18 protein-coding genes, 2 tRNA genes and 1 riboswitch are annotated in these 15,345 nt (G+C 57.3%); of the genes, 14 read left to right on the top strand and 6 right to left on the bottom strand.

All coding sequences use genetic code 11. From position 1 onward, the window contains the following. Positions 1 to 54 precede the first annotated feature (54 nt). From rutA to rutG, 7 genes are read left to right on the top strand one after another with little or no spacing between them, the layout of a single operon-like run. Positions 55 to 1,146 carry a pyrimidine utilization protein A gene (gene rutA, locus DBR02_RS18655; protein WP_063866322.1) on the top strand — a complete coding sequence of 364 codons (1,092 nt, stop codon included), beginning with the start codon at positions 55 to 57 and terminating at the stop codon, positions 1,144 to 1,146. Continuing rightward, positions 1,146 to 1,835 carry a pyrimidine utilization protein B gene (gene rutB / locus DBR02_RS18650; RefSeq protein ID WP_107535089.1) on the top strand — a complete coding sequence of 230 codons (690 nt, stop codon included), beginning with the start codon at positions 1,146 to 1,148 and terminating at the stop codon, positions 1,833 to 1,835. The genes rutA and rutB overlap by 1 nt, the downstream gene beginning before the upstream one ends. An 11-nt stretch (positions 1,836 to 1,846) precedes the next feature. Beyond that, positions 1,847 to 2,233, top strand: a complete 387-nt coding sequence (gene rutC / locus DBR02_RS18645) for a pyrimidine utilization protein C (RefSeq protein ID WP_107535088.1) — start codon at positions 1,847 to 1,849, stop codon at positions 2,231 to 2,233. Positions 2,234 to 2,240: 7 nt separating this feature from the next. Beyond that, on the top strand, positions 2,241 to 3,041 hold the full coding sequence (rutD, locus tag DBR02_RS18640; RefSeq protein WP_107535087.1) for a pyrimidine utilization protein D: 801 nt from the start codon (positions 2,241 to 2,243) through the stop codon (positions 3,039 to 3,041). 9 nt (positions 3,042 to 3,050) lie between these two features. Continuing rightward, positions 3,051 to 3,641: a malonic semialdehyde reductase gene (locus DBR02_RS18635; RefSeq protein ID WP_107535086.1), complete on the top strand. Its 591-nt coding sequence runs from the start codon at positions 3,051 to 3,053 to the stop codon at positions 3,639 to 3,641. 9 nt (positions 3,642 to 3,650) lie between these two features. Further along, complete coding sequence (rutF, locus tag DBR02_RS18630) at positions 3,651 to 4,145, top strand: NADH-dependent FMN reductase RutF (protein WP_102749649.1); 495 nt, start codon at positions 3,651 to 3,653, stop codon at positions 4,143 to 4,145. Between the two features lie 20 nt (positions 4,146 to 4,165). Continuing rightward, positions 4,166 to 5,482: a pyrimidine utilization transport protein G gene (gene rutG, locus DBR02_RS18625; RefSeq protein ID WP_107535085.1), complete on the top strand. Its 1,317-nt coding sequence runs from the start codon at positions 4,166 to 4,168 to the stop codon at positions 5,480 to 5,482. A 102-nt stretch (positions 5,483 to 5,584) separates the two neighbouring features. Here rutG and DBR02_RS18620 read toward each other — a convergent pair whose 3' ends face one another. Next, positions 5,585 to 6,505 (bottom strand): DMT family transporter, encoded by a 921-nt coding sequence (locus DBR02_RS18620; RefSeq protein ID WP_107535084.1) that lies wholly within the window; start codon positions 6,503 to 6,505, stop codon positions 5,585 to 5,587. A 116-nt stretch (positions 6,506 to 6,621) separates the two neighbouring features. Further along, entirely contained in the window at positions 6,622 to 6,792 is a 171-nt protein-coding gene (locus tag DBR02_RS18615) for a general stress protein (RefSeq protein WP_001273664.1), read from the bottom strand. 391 nt (positions 6,793 to 7,183) lie between these two features. Between DBR02_RS18615 and wrbA the strand changes: the two genes are divergently transcribed. Continuing rightward, positions 7,184 to 7,780: an NAD(P)H:quinone oxidoreductase gene (gene wrbA, locus DBR02_RS18610; protein ID WP_006809323.1), complete on the top strand. Its 597-nt coding sequence runs from the start codon at positions 7,184 to 7,186 to the stop codon at positions 7,778 to 7,780. Between the two features lie 18 nt (positions 7,781 to 7,798). Beyond that, entirely contained in the window at positions 7,799 to 8,026 is a 228-nt protein-coding gene (locus tag DBR02_RS18605; RefSeq protein WP_028012649.1) for a YccJ family protein, read from the top strand. A gap of 31 nt (positions 8,027 to 8,057) precedes the next feature. On the opposite strand, the gene agp is transcribed toward DBR02_RS18605, so the two are convergent. Together agp and DBR02_RS18595 are read right to left on the bottom strand one after the other, a co-directional pair. After that, positions 8,058 to 9,299, bottom strand: coding sequence for a bifunctional glucose-1-phosphatase/inositol phosphatase (gene agp, locus DBR02_RS18600; RefSeq protein WP_107535083.1), 1,242 nt, complete (start codon positions 9,297 to 9,299; stop codon positions 8,058 to 8,060). Positions 9,300 to 9,391: 92 nt separating this feature from the next. Next, positions 9,392 to 9,892 (bottom strand): DedA family protein, encoded by a 501-nt coding sequence (locus tag DBR02_RS18595; RefSeq protein WP_107535082.1) that lies wholly within the window; start codon positions 9,890 to 9,892, stop codon positions 9,392 to 9,394. Positions 9,893 to 10,050: 158 nt separating this feature from the next. Next, positions 10,051 to 10,220, top strand: a riboswitch (M-box (ykoK) riboswitch). Positions 10,221 to 10,280: 60 nt separating this feature from the next. On the opposite strand from DBR02_RS18595, the gene DBR02_RS18590 reads away from it, so the two are divergent. Further along, positions 10,281 to 11,282: a magnesium transporter gene (locus tag DBR02_RS18590; protein WP_107535081.1), complete on the top strand. Its 1,002-nt coding sequence runs from the start codon at positions 10,281 to 10,283 to the stop codon at positions 11,280 to 11,282. A 42-nt stretch (positions 11,283 to 11,324) separates the two neighbouring features. On the opposite strand, the gene DBR02_RS18585 is transcribed toward DBR02_RS18590, so the two are convergent. Further along, positions 11,325 to 11,412 (bottom strand) — tRNA-Ser (locus DBR02_RS18585). Positions 11,413 to 11,723: 311 nt separating this feature from the next. Between DBR02_RS18585 and DBR02_RS18580 the strand changes: the two genes are divergently transcribed. The 4 genes from DBR02_RS18580 (at position 11,724) to DBR02_RS18565 (ending at position 15,194) form a co-directional block, all read left to right on the top strand. Continuing rightward, complete coding sequence (locus DBR02_RS18580) at positions 11,724 to 12,194, top strand: LuxR C-terminal-related transcriptional regulator (protein WP_226842023.1); 471 nt, start codon at positions 11,724 to 11,726, stop codon at positions 12,192 to 12,194. 131 nt (positions 12,195 to 12,325) lie between these two features. Continuing rightward, positions 12,326 to 13,330, top strand: a complete 1,005-nt coding sequence (locus DBR02_RS18575; protein WP_107535080.1) for an ABC transporter substrate-binding protein — start codon at positions 12,326 to 12,328, stop codon at positions 13,328 to 13,330. Continuing rightward, entirely contained in the window at positions 13,330 to 14,361 is a 1,032-nt protein-coding gene (locus DBR02_RS18570) for a FecCD family ABC transporter permease (RefSeq protein ID WP_107535079.1), read from the top strand. Before DBR02_RS18575 ends, DBR02_RS18570 begins: the two co-directional genes overlap by 1 nt. Then, positions 14,358 to 15,194: an ABC transporter ATP-binding protein gene (locus DBR02_RS18565; RefSeq protein ID WP_107535078.1), complete on the top strand. Its 837-nt coding sequence runs from the start codon at positions 14,358 to 14,360 to the stop codon at positions 15,192 to 15,194. The genes DBR02_RS18570 and DBR02_RS18565 overlap by 4 nt, the downstream gene beginning before the upstream one ends. Here the strand turns inward: DBR02_RS18565 and DBR02_RS18560 are convergent. Then, positions 15,181 to 15,268: transfer RNA gene (locus tag DBR02_RS18560), tRNA-Ser, on the bottom strand. The genes DBR02_RS18565 and DBR02_RS18560 overlap by 14 nt on opposite strands. Between the last annotated feature and the right edge of the window lie 77 nt (positions 15,269 to 15,345).

Below are 15,345 nucleotides of genomic sequence, written 5' to 3'. Positions count from 1 at the left end.
ACTTCCTTTGCAAAAACGCCGTTACACCTGCGACGTAATGAAGAGAGGTTCGTGATGAAAATTGGCGTATTTGTACCGATCGGCAACAACGGCTGGCTTATCTCGACCACTGCCCCGCAGTACATGCCGACCTTTGAGCTGAACAAAGCTATCGTGCAGAAGGCGGAACACTACCATTTCGATTTTGCGCTCTCGATGATTAAGCTGCGCGGTTTCGGCGGCAAGACCGAATTCTGGGACCACAACCTGGAGTCCTTTACCCTGATGGCGGGCCTGGCGGCGGTAACCTCCCGCATCCAGATTTACGCCACCGCCGCCACCCTCACCCTTCCGCCCGCGATCGTGGCGCGGATGGCCTCCACCATTGACTCCATTTCCGGCGGACGCTTTGGCGTTAACCTGGTCACCGGCTGGCAAAAGCCGGAGTACGAGCAGATGGGGCTCTGGCCGGGGGATGATTACTTCTCCCGCCGCTACGACTACCTAACCGAATACGTACAGGTGCTGCGCGATCTGTGGGGCACCGGCAAAAGCGACTTCAAAGGCGACTTCTTCACCATGAACGACTGCCGCGTCAGTCCGCAGCCGTCGGTGCCGATGAAGGTGATCTGCGCCGGGCAGAGCGACGCGGGGATGGAATTCTCCGCGAAATATGCTGACTTCAACTTCTGCTTCGGGAAAGGCGTTAACACCCCTGCCGCCTTCGCCCCGACCGCCGCGCGGATGAAAGAGGCCGCCGACAAAACCGGGCGCGACGTGGGCTCCTACGTGCTGTTCATGGTCATTGCCGACGAAACCGACGACGCCGCGCGCGCCAAATGGGAGCGGTACAAGGACGGCGCTGACGACGACGCCCTGAGCTGGCTTACCGAGCAGAGTCAGAAAGACACCCGCTCCGGCGCGGACACCAACGTGCGCCAGATGGCCGACCCGACCTCCGCCGTCAACATCAACATGGGCACCCTGGTGGGCTCGTATGCCAGCGTCGCCAGAATGCTCGACGAAGTGGCTGCCGTGCCCGGCGCGGAAGGCGTGCTGCTGACCTTCGATGATTTTCTTAGTGGCGTGGAAACATTCGGCGAGCGCATTCAGCCGCTGATGCAGTGCCGCGCCCACATCCCTGCCGTCACGAAGGAGGTGGCGTAATGACGACGTTAAACGCTCGCCCGGAAGCCATCACCTTTGCGCCGCAGCAGAGCGCGCTTATCGTGGTGGACATGCAAAACGCCTATGCCAGCAAAGGCGGTTATCTCGATCTGGCAGGGTTTGACGTCTCTGCCACGCGGCCGGTGATCGAGAACATCAAAACCGCCGTGCACGCCGCGCGCGCTGCGGGCATGCTCATCGTCTGGTTCCAGAACGGCTGGGACGACCAGTACGTCGAGGCCGGCGGCCCCGGCTCACCCAACTTCCATAAATCCAACGCACTGAAGACCATGCGCAAACGGCCTGAACTCCAGGGCACGCTGCTGGCGAAAGGCAGCTGGGATTATCAGCTGGTGGATGAGCTGGTACCGGAAGCTGGCGATATCGTGCTGCCGAAACCGCGCTACAGCGGCTTTTTCAATACCCCGCTCGACAGCCTGCTGCGCAGCCGGGGCATTCGTCATCTGGTCTTTACGGGCATTGCCACCAACGTGTGCGTGGAGTCGACCCTGCGCGACGGCTTTTTCCTCGAGTATTTTGGCGTGGTGCTGGAAGACGCCACCCACCAGGCCGGACCGGATTTCGCCCAGAAAGCCGCCCTGTTCAATATCGAAACCTTTTTTGGCTGGGTCAGTAACGTCAATGATTTCTGCGACGCGCTGGATCCCCCGCTCGCCCGTATCGCCTGAGGAGAACCGCTATGCCGAAATCCGTGATTATTCCGCCGGGCACCAGCACTCCGATTGCCCCGTTCGTTCCCGGCACCCTCGCCAACGGCGTGGTGTATGTCTCAGGCACGCTGCCGTTTGATAAAGACAACAACGTGGTGTTTATCAACGACCCAAAGGCGCAAACCCGCCACGTGCTGGAGACGATCAAAACCGTGATCGAAACGGCGGGTGGCACCATGGAGGACGTGACCTTCAACAGCATCTTTATCACCGACTGGAAAAACTACGCCGCGATTAATGAAATCTACGCGGAGTTTTTCCCCGGGGATAAACCGGCGCGGTTTTGCATTCAGTGCGGGCTGGTGAAGCCGGACGCGCTGGTTGAAATCGCCACCGTGGCGCACATTGCACAGTGAGGCGGCCATGAAACTGTCTATTTCACCGCCCCCCTTCGAGGGCGCACCCGTGGTGGTGCTGATTGCCGGGCTCGGCGGCAGCGGGAGCTACTGGCTGCCCCAGCTCGCCGTGCTGGGGCAAGAGTATCAGGTGGTGTGCTATGACCAGCGGGGCACGGGAAATAACCCGGATACCCTGCCGGAAGACTACACCCTGGCGCAGATGGCCGACGAGCTTGCGCTGGCGTTAGCCGGGGCCGGGTTCGCCCGTTACTGCGTGGTGGGCCACGCGCTGGGGGCATTGGTGGGCCTGCGGCTGGCCATCGATAAGCCCGACGCCCTTACCGCGCTGGTCTGCGTCAACGGCTGGCTGACCCTCAATGCCCATACCCGCCGCTGTTTTGACGTCCGCGAACGCCTACTGCATGCGGGTGGCGCACAGGCGTGGGTCGAGGCGCAGCCGCTGTTCCTCTACCCGGCAGACTGGATGGCCGCCCGCGCCCCGCGCCTGGAGGCCGAAGAAGCGCTGGCGCTGGCCCATTTTCAGGGCAAAGCCAACCTGCTGCGCCGGCTGCATGCGCTGAAACAGGCCGATTTTAGCCGCCACGCTGAACGCGTTCGCTGCCCCGTGCAGATTATCTGTTCCACCGACGATCTGCTGGTGCCGTCCGTCTGCTCTGCTGAACTGCACGCCGCCCTTCCGCATGCCCGTAAAACGGTTATGCGCCAGGGCGGGCATGCCTGCAACGTGACCGAGCCGGACACCTTTAACACCCTGCTGCTGAACGGGCTTGCCAGCCTGCTGCACAGCCCTGAACCCGCTTTGTAAGGAGTTTTAATGAGCGAAGCCATTACGCCCGCCGCGCTGGAAACGCTGTTTACCGGCGCACGCACCCATAACGGCTGGCTGGATATCCCGGTCAGCGACGAGACGCTGCGCGAGATATATGACCTGATGAAATGGGGCCCAACGTCTGCTAACTGCTCACCGGCGCGCATTGTCTTTGTGCGAAGCGCTGAGGGAAAAGAGAAGCTGCGCCCGGCGCTCTCCAGCGGCAACCTGGAAAAAACGCTCACTGCCCCGGTCACGGCGATTGTCGCCTGGGATAGCGAATTCTATGAGCGCCTGCCCGAACTGTTTCCGCACGCCGATGCAAAGCGCTGGTTTACCTCCAGCCCCGCACACGCCGAAGAAACGGCCTTTCGCAATAGCGCAATGCAGGCCGCCTACCTGATTTTCGCCTGCCGCGCGCTGGGGCTGGACACCGGGCCGATGTCCGGCTTTGACAGGCAAAAGGTCGACGATGCCTTTTTCACCGGCACGCTGCTGAAAAGCAACCTGCTGATCAACATCGGCTATGGCGATATGAGCAAAGTCTATGGACGCTTACCGCGTCTGACCTTCGAAGATGTCTGCGGACTGGCGTAAGGAGCCATCATGACGACACCCGACCAACAAACGTTCCGCGACGCCATGGCCTGCGTCGGTGCGGCGGTCAATATCATCACCACCGACGGCCCGGCGGGAATGGCGGGCTTTACCGCCAGCGCGGTATGCAGCGTGACCGATTCGCCGCCGACGCTGCTGGTTTGCCTCAACCGCGGCGCGTCCGTCTGGCCGACGTTTAGCGAAAACCGCACCCTGTGCGTAAATACGCTCAGCGCCGGACAGGAGCCGTTATCCACTCTTTTTGGCGGCAAAACCCCGATGGAGGAACGCTTTGCCGCCGCGCAATGGGAGACGGGTGAGACGGGCTGCCCGCGTCTGGAGGCGGCGCTGGCCTCGTTCGACTGCCGCATCAGCCAGGTGGTCAGCGTCGGCACCCACGACATTCTGTTCTGCGACATTGTGTCCATTGTTCGCCATCCTGCGCCGCAAGGGCTGGTGTGGTTCGACCGCGGCTACCACGCGCTTATGCGACCCGCCTGTTAACCCGTACGAGGAGACAGATCATGTTCGGACTTCCCCACTGGCAGTTGAAATCGACCTCCACAGACGCAGGCGTGGTCGCGCCGGATGAAAGGCTCCCACTCGGGCAGACGATGGTGATGGGCGTACAGCATGCGGTCGCGATGTTTGGCGCGACGGTGCTGATGCCCATGCTGATGGGGCTGGATCCTAACCTCGCCATTTTGATGTCAGGTATCGGTACCCTGCTGTTCTTTTTTGTCACCGGCGGGCGCGTGCCCAGCTATCTGGGCTCCAGCGCCGCCTTCGTGGGGGTGGTTATTGCTGCGACCGGGTTTAACGGCCAGGGTATTAACCCCAACCTGAGCGTGGCCCTCAGCGGCATTATCGCCTGCGGGCTGGTCTACACCCTGATCGGTCTGGTGGTAATGAAAGTCGGCACGCGCTGGATCGAGCGGATGATGCCCCCCGTCGTCACCGGGGCGGTGGTGATGGCGATTGGCCTGAACCTGGCGCCGATAGCGGTGAAGAGCGTTTCCGGCTCGCCGTTTGAAAGCTGGATGGCGGTGATGACGGTGCTGTGCATCGGCGTGGTGGCGGTCTTTACGCGCGGGATGATCCAGCGGCTGCTGATCCTGATCGGGCTGATTGCGGCCTGTCTGATCTACGCGCTGCTGACGAACGCGTTCGGTTTTGGCAAGCCGGTCGATTTCACGCTGATTCATCAGGCCGCCTGGTTCGGCATGCCGCAGCTGACCTCGCCCACCTTTAACGCTCAGGCGATGATGCTCATCGCGCCTGTCGCGGTGATTCTGGTGGCTGAAAACCTGGGTCACCTGAAAGCCGTAGCGGGAATGACCGGGCGCAATATAGACCCGTATATGGGACGGGCGTTTGTGGGCGACGGTCTGGCGACCATGCTCTCCGGCTCGGTCGGCGGCAGCGGCGTCACGACCTACGCGGAAAACATCGGCGTCATGGCCGTGACCAAAGTCTACTCCACGCTGGTCTTCGTGGCGGCAGCGGTCATGGCGATGCTGCTCGGCTTCTCACCGAAATTCGGCGCGCTGATCCACACCATTCCGGCCCCCGTCATTGGCGGCGCCTCGATTGTGGTCTTTGGTCTGATTGCCGTCGCGGGAGCTCGCATCTGGGTGCAGAACCATGTTGACCTGAGCCAGAACGGTAACCTGATCATGGTGGCGGTGACGCTGGTGCTGGGTGCGGGGGATTTCGCCCTGACGCTGGGCGGATTTACGGTTGGCGGGATTGGCACGGCGACGTTCGGCGCGATCCTGCTCAACGCCCTGCTTTGCCGCCGGAAAAGGGATGTACCGCAAGCGGAAGCCATCACCCCCTGAACCTGAAATAGCCGGGTGACGCTACGCTTACCCGGCCTACATGCCAATTGTAGGCCCGTGCAAGCGAAGCGCCGCCGGGTTAAACGGGCAGAATGCGCATTGTTAGCTATCTGCCCCTTGTTCAGCGCTCAATCCGGCAGTCGCCTTACGTCGTTTTTTTAACTTCAACTCACTCACCAGCACCCCGGCGATAATAAACGCCGCGCCCAACAGCGCCAGCAGCGGCAGACGCTCCCCGGCAATACGCCCGAATATCCCCGCCCACACCGGTTCACCGGTGTAAATGACCGTCGCCCGCGTCGGCGACACGCTGCGCTGCGCCCAGTTCATGGTGACCTGAATAATGGCGCTGAAAATGCCCAGCCCCAGCGCCACCACGATCAGTCCGGTGGACATCGGCGGGACAGACTCCCCTGCCGGTACCATTGTCGCGAACGCCACCAGCGACGCGGTGGCAAGCTGCACAACGGTCACACGCTTGACGTCCACTTTTCCTGCCCAGGCGCTAATCAGAATAATTTCTGCCGCAATGGCAACGGCCCCCACCAGGGTGATGATCTCCCCCGGCCCCAGCGCCAGCAGATTATTTTCCGGCCCGGCTAATAAAATCAGACCGATGAACGCCAGCACGATGCCGATGCACGACATCAGGCCCGGGATCCTGCCGAGGCACAGCCACTGCAATAGCGGCACCAGCGGCACGTACATGGCGGTGATGAAGGCGGATTTGCTGCTGGAGATAGACTGTAGTCCCCACGTTTGCAGGCTGTAGCCCATGGCAATCGCCACGCCAATGGCCACGCCGGCTTTAAGCTCCCGCAGAGTCAACCCGCGCAGGGTTTTCAGCGAGATAAGCGTTACGGCAATGGCCGCCGTTGCAAAGCGCAGCCCGACGAAGAAAAAGGGATCGCTGAGCGTGACCGCGTACTGAACGGCGAGAAAGGTTCCGCCCCAGAACATGGTGATCAGGATCAGGATGGCTTCCTGAGGCTTTATGGAGAAGGTAAAACGGGAAACGGACATGAGACACCAGCACGAAGATTCAATCCTGTAGTGTGCGATGCCTTTGGCGACAGTTCAATGTGACAGACATAAAAAAACCGCCGGGAAACCCGGCGGCAGAGAGTTAACCCGGCGTACTACTTGTTGCTGCCGTGGCTATTTTTACCCCCTTTTTTACCAGCCTCTGATGCGCGCTGAGGGTCATTTTTGAAGTTGCCCCCGCTGGACTGGCCACCTTTACGACCTGCTTCTGATGCTCTTTCACGGTCTTCAGCGAAATTACCTGAACCACCACGATGGTTTGCCATCTCTAACCTCCAGAGTGTGAAACATTAGACATCATATTGCATTCAGTAAAAGAGGATTCTTTCACCTCGCGGCTCAAGGGCAGTGCCTTTATCTGTGCCGCGTGAAGTTAAGCTTAGTGTAATGCGGCTATCCGGCAAGCGAGAGGTAATATTCTGCAACATGATCTCAGCCTTTCGTATGAAATATTGCGCGGGTTATTCATAAGCCGTTCTTATATTTTGAAAAATCCGCGCTGCGAAAGTTGTTTCATTTTGCTACAAAGCACGTATCCAGAAGATATTGTTATATATCAAATAAATGCCGTTCATTTTTGCAGTCTGGCCGTGATGTCATATCTTTAAAGTAACGCAGCGATCCGCTGTCAGAAAAACCAACGAGGAGTGATGCAAAATGGCAAAAGTTCTGGTGCTCTATTATTCCATGTATGGACACATTGAAACCATGGCTCACGCTGTAGCAGAAGGCGCTAACAGAGTAGACGGCGTTGAGGTCGTGGTTAAACGCGTACCGGAAACCATGCAGGCGGAAGCCTTCGCCAAAGCCGGCGGGAAAACACAAAATGCCCCGGTGGCCACCCCGCAGGAACTCGCGGACTATGATGCCATTATCTTCGGCACCCCAACCCGCTTCGGCAATATGTCGGGCCAGATGCGCACCTTCCTCGACCAGACAGGCGGGCTATGGGCCTCCGGCGCGCTGTACGGCAAGCTGGCCAGCGTGTTCAGCTCTACCGGCACGGGCGGCGGCCAGGAGCAGACGATCACTTCCACCTGGACAACGCTTGCGCATCATGGGATGGTCATTGTGCCGATTGGCTACGGCGCGCAGGAACTGTTTGATGTCTCCCAGGTCCGTGGAGGTACGCCCTATGGCGCAACAACGATTGCCGGTGGGGATGGTTCACGTCAGCCAAGCAATGAAGAACTTTCAATCGCCCGCTACCAGGGTGAATACGTCGCGGGTCTTGCCAAAAAACTGAACGGCTAACCCAACAGGAGGACAAGTATGCCAACGCAAGAATCCAAAGCTCATCACGTGGGCGAATGGGCAAGTTTACGCAATACCTCTCCGGAGATTGCCGAAGCCATCTTTGAAGTCGCCAATTATGACGAAAAGCTGGCCGAGCAGATTTGGGAAGAAGGCAACGATGAGGTGCTGATTCGCGCCTTCGAAAAAACCGACAAAGACTCGCTGTTCTGGGGCGAGCAAACCATCGAACGTAAAAACGTCTGAACGTTTCCCCCCGCTCGCGCGGGGGTCTCTTCTATTTCGCCGCGTTATTCATCACCGCATTGAATTTATCAATCGGACAGAAGCCGTTTCCGTCAACCGGACACCCCTTCAGCTCCAGCGTTACGCGCTGAGCAGGGGATTGCAGCGACAGTACGCTGGCGTTCCGCAACTGGGCTGAACTCTGGTAGACATACTCAATTTTCATCAGCTCCTGGTTGCTGTTTTTGTCATGCCAGCGCTGGAAAACAATTTTGCCGCCAATCGGGGTGCGTTCCTGCTGGTCGTGCAGCTGATACGGCCTGAAGTCCAGCGCGGTTAGCAGCGAGGCGATGTTGGAGTCATGTCCCACCAGCAGGGTGATTCTGGGCGCGTTTGCCTGCTCAGTCACCAGCGTTTTATCAATGTACTTCACCAGCGGTTTCGCCACGTTTTGCGCCACCTCCGTCGAGGTAAACAGCGAATCCTGATAGCCGTTTTTCAGCTTCGACAGCACGCGCCACTGCTGATCGGTTTTGATCTCTCCCCAGGCTACCCGATCGGCCGGGAAGCCTTCGTAATATTGCAGGGTGAAGGCATCCACCAGTGAGTTACCCACCTTCAGCGGCCCCGATACGCCCGGCTCTTTTTCATAGTCGGCGCTGAACGTATCTTTTGCCTCCGTCAGGGAGCAGACGTTTTTCTCCTTGCATGACGGCGAGTCGCTGTAGTTTGTCAGCTGTTCCAGCAGCCTGTAGCTTTCATCCAGCTGCATTTTCTGCCGTTCCGTCTCCATCGCCTTCAGCGCTTTCTCACGAAACGCAGGGGAGTTATCGGTAATGACCGGATTGAAGGTGGGGTCCATGGTGCCCATTTTTTCCTGATGATGTACAGGAACGTCGCACCCCGGGAACGCGCCGGTGATAAAGAACTGCGCGGTCGCCACGGTGCGCTGAAGGCTATTAGCGTAGGCATAGACGGTATCCGCTGGCGGGCACTCTCCCGTCTTCACCATCCCCTGCTCTGCCAGCCACTCGCGCATATAGTGGCCCATATACACTTCCAGCACGCCGCCTTTGGTGGTCAGCTGTCCACCGGGTACGTCCCATTCCGGCCACTGCTTCGGCGTGGACTGCTCCAGCACGCTGCCGTTATTGGCGAGCGGCGCGCGCAGGTTATGGCGGCTCATGATGAGTACCTGTTGTAACTGATAACCTTCCGGCGCGTCCTGTGCCTGCGCCCCAAACGTCACTGAAAGCGTTCCTGCCACGGCGACAGCGAGTAGTGCTTTTCTCATCCCTTTTTCCTCATGCGTTTTTATCGTTACGCTGAGTGTGACAGACTGGTGACCGTTTTTTCGGGAAGCATTTCTCAAACTGATGAATACGTTCAGACGCTGATGCCGGTGACGATACCGACATACAGCGCCGCCCATGCGCAGGCTGACAGCAGGCTAACGACGTAAACCTTCATCGCGCTCATCCTGAGCATGCCGGCCGCCAGCGGCACGATATAACGCAGCACCGCCAGGAAACGCGACGTGAACAGCGCGACTACGCCGTTCTTTTGCAGCTGATGCTGTACCCGCAGAAACTTATCGGCATGTTTTGCGGTGAGGCGTGACACCAGCCGGGTATGCCCCATCAGCTGGCCGATATGGTAATTCAGCACCGAACCTGCCGTAGCGCCCATCACCACCGCCAGCCACGTCATGCCGGGATGCAGACTCGACTGGCTGACGGCGATCCCCGCCACCAGCATGACCGATGCGGGCGGCAGCACCGACGAGACCAGCACCGTCGATTTACTCAACGCCATAACAACGAGCAGCGCGAACAGATGCGTCGGATAATGCGTAAAATGATCCAGCAGCGTGTCCAGCCATGCCATTTCACTCTCTCCGGTAACAAATGAATTCTCCATTTAAAAAGAAAACAGTTAAATAAAACCTCAACATGCGTTTAATACTATTCATTTAAACCGTTCTTAAACATTATTAAAATTCCTCAGCAGCGGTTTTAAATAAGCGTATTATCCCTCACGTTTTACAACGATCTCGTTATGGCGAGGCTCCTGTACAAATACACGTTATCGCTCTGGTGGGTTCGAGAGAACCGGCACAGGGTAAAACAGGCACTGTCGAATCAAGGCTTTGTCAGTATAACTTCCCTTACGGGATACGGTGTACAGTGCTGAACCCAGGACGTGGGGATCTCCTTTCCGACATGCCCTGTCTTGCTCGCCCCTGAGAGATTTTATTATTCAAAGGGAATTTACTATGTCTTACGCTATTCACAACCAAAACCCGGCTTTTAATGACAGCGCCATCGCGCAATATATGAATACCGATTTTATTGTTATCGATATTTCATTATGCGTGGCTCTGGCACGCGAGCAGTTTTTCGAAAAATTAAAAGACGATGATATTCCTTCACATATTTTTATCGAGGATAACGGTCGCCTCGCGGGTTTGATTGCCGTTCGCAAATTATTGCAGGCCACAGATACCGTGCAGCCGGTTAAGCGACTGATGATATCGGATTTTATCCAGCTCAAACCGGAAGATGAGCGGGCGGATGTCGCCGGGGTGCTGGCGCACGCGGGTGCGGATGTCGTGCCGGTGCTCACCCACGGCAAGCTGGTGGGCTGCCTCACCGAGCGCGAAATCGCCCACCTGCTGGAAGATGACGTCACCGAAGATGCGCAGCTTCAGGGGGCGACCTTGCCGCTGGAAAAACCCTACCTGGAAACCAGCGCCTTCAGCCTGTGGAAGAAGCGCTCCGTCTGGCTGCTGCTGCTGTTTGTTGCGGAAGCGTATACCAGCTCGGTGATCCAGCATTTTGAAGAGGCGCTGGAATCTGCCATTGCGCTGGCGTTCTTTATTCCGCTGCTGATTGGCACGGGCGGGAACAGCGGAACGCAGATCACCTCCACGCTGGTGCGCGCCATGGCGCTGGGTGAGGTCCACCTTCGCGATGTGGGCCGCGTACTGCGCAAAGAGATGAGCACGTCGTTGATGATTGCCGCCACGCTGGGTCTGGCGGGCTGCGTTCGCGCCTGGATGATGGGTATCGGAATGGAAATCACGCTTATCGTCAGCCTGACGCTGGTCTGCATTACGCTGTGGAGCGCCATCGTCTCGTCGGTGATCCCGATGGTACTGAAACGCTGCAAAATCGACCCGGCGGTCGTCTCCGCGCCGTTTATCGCCACGCTGATCGACGGTACCGGGCTCATTATCTACTTCAAAATCGCGCAGTATACGCTGGGGCTGGAATAACGAAAAAACCCTGCGATATTGCTATCGCAGGGTTTCTGAATTTGGCGGAAGCGTAGAGATTCGAACTCTAGAACCCTTTCGGGTCGCCGGTTTTCAAGACCGGTGCCTTCAACCGCTCGGCCACGCTTCCAAAGTGAGGCGCACTATAAACATCTCTGAGCATGATGTAAAGCAGGAAATTGCATTACCTTGAGCATCTTGCGTCGTTCCCTTCCGCCCAGATGATTTCTTCATCATCGACTGGCTAAAATGTAAACATTTATTTTTACATTCATTACTTTTATCAGTTTTACCGGGTGTGATTTAGACTTTTTTTCGTACAACACCCGTTAACCCAGCCTCACTGCGATAAGTGAGTCCCCATGACTTTATTCAACGGCAATTATGAATTTTATTTTTATCAGTGATAACTATTACCTGTGCCGCGGGGTCTCAAGCGCCATGACATCGACCCATTTAATTCGCGATAAGAAGGATATTCACGATCTTGATGAGGTCGATCCGACGCTGGATTTTATCATTGCAATTGAACAGGATACGTTACGCAATAGCACTATCCAGCAGGTCAAAAAAATCAGGCGTGATTACATTGTCCTGATGCATGAGATAGAAGCGAATCGTGCGGTGAGAATCGACAATATTATCTATTCATCAATGCATTTTAGCGTTCATCCTTTTCAGCAGCTGATGCGATTTTATCGGGCGCTCCGCACACACTCGTTTACGCGACGCGAGTATGACGTGCTGAAGCTTTTTCATCTGGAAAACCATGAAATTGCGAAAAAGCTGCAACTGTCACAAAAAACGACCAGCACCTACCGCGTGAAGATCCTCGAAAAATTAAATATGCGCGCTAAAAACATTCTGGCGATGTCCCGGGTTAAATCGGCGATTGTCGATCAGAAACTGTGACCCGATTTGCCCGTTAAACTCCTTAAACGCACCCTGTCTCCGGTCATGCAGTTCATTGTGGGCAACTGCGGTTGCTCTCAATCACAATACATGTATTATGTTATAACATAACAATTACTGGATTGCGTTCTATGTTTCTTAAAAAAGGGTTATTACTGGCATCGCTGCTTTCCATTGCGCCAGCCGCTTTTGCAGTGACCTCCTGGCCCCTCACGGTTGAAAATTGCGGCATAAAGCAGACCTTTGCGAAGGCTCCTCAGCGCGTCGTGACCGTAGGTCAGCATGAAACAGAATTACTGCTCGCTCTGGGGCTGGAGAAAAAGATAGCCGCGACGTCGGTCTGGTTTGGCAAACTTCCGGCTCCGCTGGCGGAGGCCGGGAAACACCTTCCCCGGCTTGCGGATAACTCACCATCATTTGAAGCCGTAGTGGGACAGAAGCCTGAGCTCGTTCTCGCGCAGTATCGCTGGCACATTGGTCCGCAGGGCGAAGTGGGGACACGTGAGCAGTTTGCGTCGCTGGGGATTAATACGTGGATCTCCCCTGCCGACTGCACGGATAAAGCGGTGACGGAAACGTCAAACGCAGACGGGGCACGAAGCGCGCCGTTTTCGCTGGCGGAAATCACGCGGGAAGTGACAGCGCTGGCGACGATTTTTGATGTTTCCGCACGGGGTGAACAGCTCAACCGCGCCCTGACGGCACGTATCGAAAAGGCCCGGGCGCGCGTCTCCGCAAAACCGCTTAGCGTCGTTTTCTGGTTCTCCAGCAGCCGTCTGAATGGCGATCCCTGGGTGGCGGGAAATTATGGCGCGCCGGGCTGGATCAGCCGTACGCTGGGGTTGAAGAACATTATTGACTCCCACGACGAATGGCCTGCCGTAACGTGGGAACATATTGCCCAATCGCAGCCGGACGTGATTGTCATCGCAGAGATGTCCCGCAGGCTCTACCCTGCCGATGACGTTGCGGTAAAACAGGCGTTCTTACGAAGTGACCCGGTGACAAAGAACCTGCCTGCGGTCAGGAACAACCACATTATTGTGGTGCCGGCAATGTCGTTAAACCCTTCAATGCGTAACGTCGATGCGGTTGAGCTTATCAGCGATCGGCTGGCTTCATTTCAGGACGAATAATGCGTCATTTCTTCACTGACCGCCGCCAGCAGGGGTTACTGGCGGCAGGCCTCCTGGCGCTGCCGCTGATGCTGGTTTTTGCCGCGAGTATCGGTGATATGCCGCTATCGTATGCCATTACCGGAAAAGCGATCCTCAACGGCCTGGGATTGACGTCATACGATCTGCCGCAGCCAGAGGAAGGCATCGTCTGGCAGTACCGCATGAGCCGGGCGCTGATGGCTGCGTGCAGCGGCGGCGGCCTGGCGCTGTGCGGGCTGGTGTTACAGTCGATCCTGCGTAACCCCCTGGCGGAACCTTATCTGCTGGGCATTTCCGCGGGCGCCTCGCTGGGGGCCGTCTGCGTGATGCTTCTCGGCATCGGAGGAAGCGTAATTGGCGTGAGCAGCGGTGCGTTTGTGGGCGCCTGCGCCGCCTTTGCGCTCATCATGCTGATTACCAACGGCATGAGTGAAAGCCCGTCGCGCATTTTGCTGGCCGGCATAGCGGGCACCCAGCTCTTCAACGCTATGACCGCTTATATCGTCAGCACCTCCGCGAATGCCGAGCAATCCCGTAGCGTTATGTTCTGGTTAATGGGTAGCCTGAGCGGCGTGCGCTGGCCGGACGCGCTGCTGGCCCTGACCGTGACGCTTGCGGGTTTACTGGTGGTTCTTCTCTTTTCGCGTGCGCTGGACACCTTTACCTTCGGGGATGAGGTCTCTACAACGCTGGGCATACCGGTCACCGCCGTGCGTATTCTTTTGTTGCTGACCTGTGCCGTCGTTACCGCAACGCTGGTGAGCGCTATTGGTGCAGTCGGCTTTGTGGGGCTGGTCATTCCCCATGTGACGCGCATGCTGAGCGGTCCGGGCCATCGGCGCACGCTCCCGCTGACGTTTCTTATCGGCGCACACTTTATGATCCTGGCCGATATCGTGTCGCGCACGCTGATTGTGCACCAGGTGCTGCCCATCGGCGTGGTGACTGCGCTGGTGGGTGCCCCCGTCTTTATGGCGTTGCTTTATCAGAACCGGAAGGAGCATAGATGAATATTACCGTGGCCGGGTTAACCGTAACCCGACAAGCGCAGACGGTGCTTAAGGAGATCGATCTCAAACTGTCATCCGGGCAGATTGTCGGCCTGTTAGGACCAAACGGCTCGGGCAAGTCTACGCTGCTGCGCTGTCTTGCCGGGCTGTTTCCTCGACTCAGCGAATGTGTTGCGCTTAATGGCACGACGCTTGACATGTTGCCGCTGAAAAAACGTGCGCAGCACATGGCGTTTGTCCCGCAACATGCTGAAGTCGATGGGGAACTGACCGTCGAAGAAATCGTACGGCTGGGACGTACCCCTTACCGAAAGGCGTTTCAAAGAAGTACACGCGAGGATGATGAGGCGGTTGAAGAGGCGATAAGCCTGATGCAGCTGGGCGGATTACGCCAGCGGTGCTGGCAGCATTTGTCCGGCGGGGAACGTCAGCGAAGCCAGATTGCCCGCGCGCTGGCACAGCAGCCGCAGGTGCTGCTGCTCGATGAGCCGACAAACCACCTGGACATACAGCACCAGCTGGAGCTGATGCGGCTGATTTCACGCCTGCCGCTTACCGTCGTGGTTGCGCTGCACGATCTCAGTCTTGCGGCCAATTTCTGCCAGCGGCTGATCCTCCTGAAAGCCGGACAGATATCAGCCACGGGCGTGCCCGAAGAGGTGTTGACCCCAGCGAACATCGAGAACACCTGGTGCGTAAAAGCTCAGGTCTACAAGACCGACGACGGGATAACGATCAGCTACAGCATGGGTGGCATGGCAGAGACCGGGCGCAAAAGCAAAAAACCCTGCGATATTGCTATCACAGGGTTTTCGAATTTGGCGGAAGCGTAGAGATTCGAACTCTAGAACCCTTTCGGGTCGCCGGTTTTCAAGACCGGTGCCTTCAACCGCTCGGCCACGCTTCCTAAGTGAGGCGAACTATAAACACCTCACCGCGCGCTGTAAAGAGTGCGGGCATTCGTTCGCTTTAAAAATAGCCAAA

Origin of the sequence: Enterobacter cloacae complex sp. (genome assembly GCF_900322725.1) — a bacterium.
Classification (GTDB): domain Bacteria; phylum Pseudomonadota; class Gammaproteobacteria; order Enterobacterales; family Enterobacteriaceae; genus Enterobacter; species Enterobacter quasihormaechei.
This window is presented reverse-complemented; position numbering and strand designations above follow the sequence as displayed.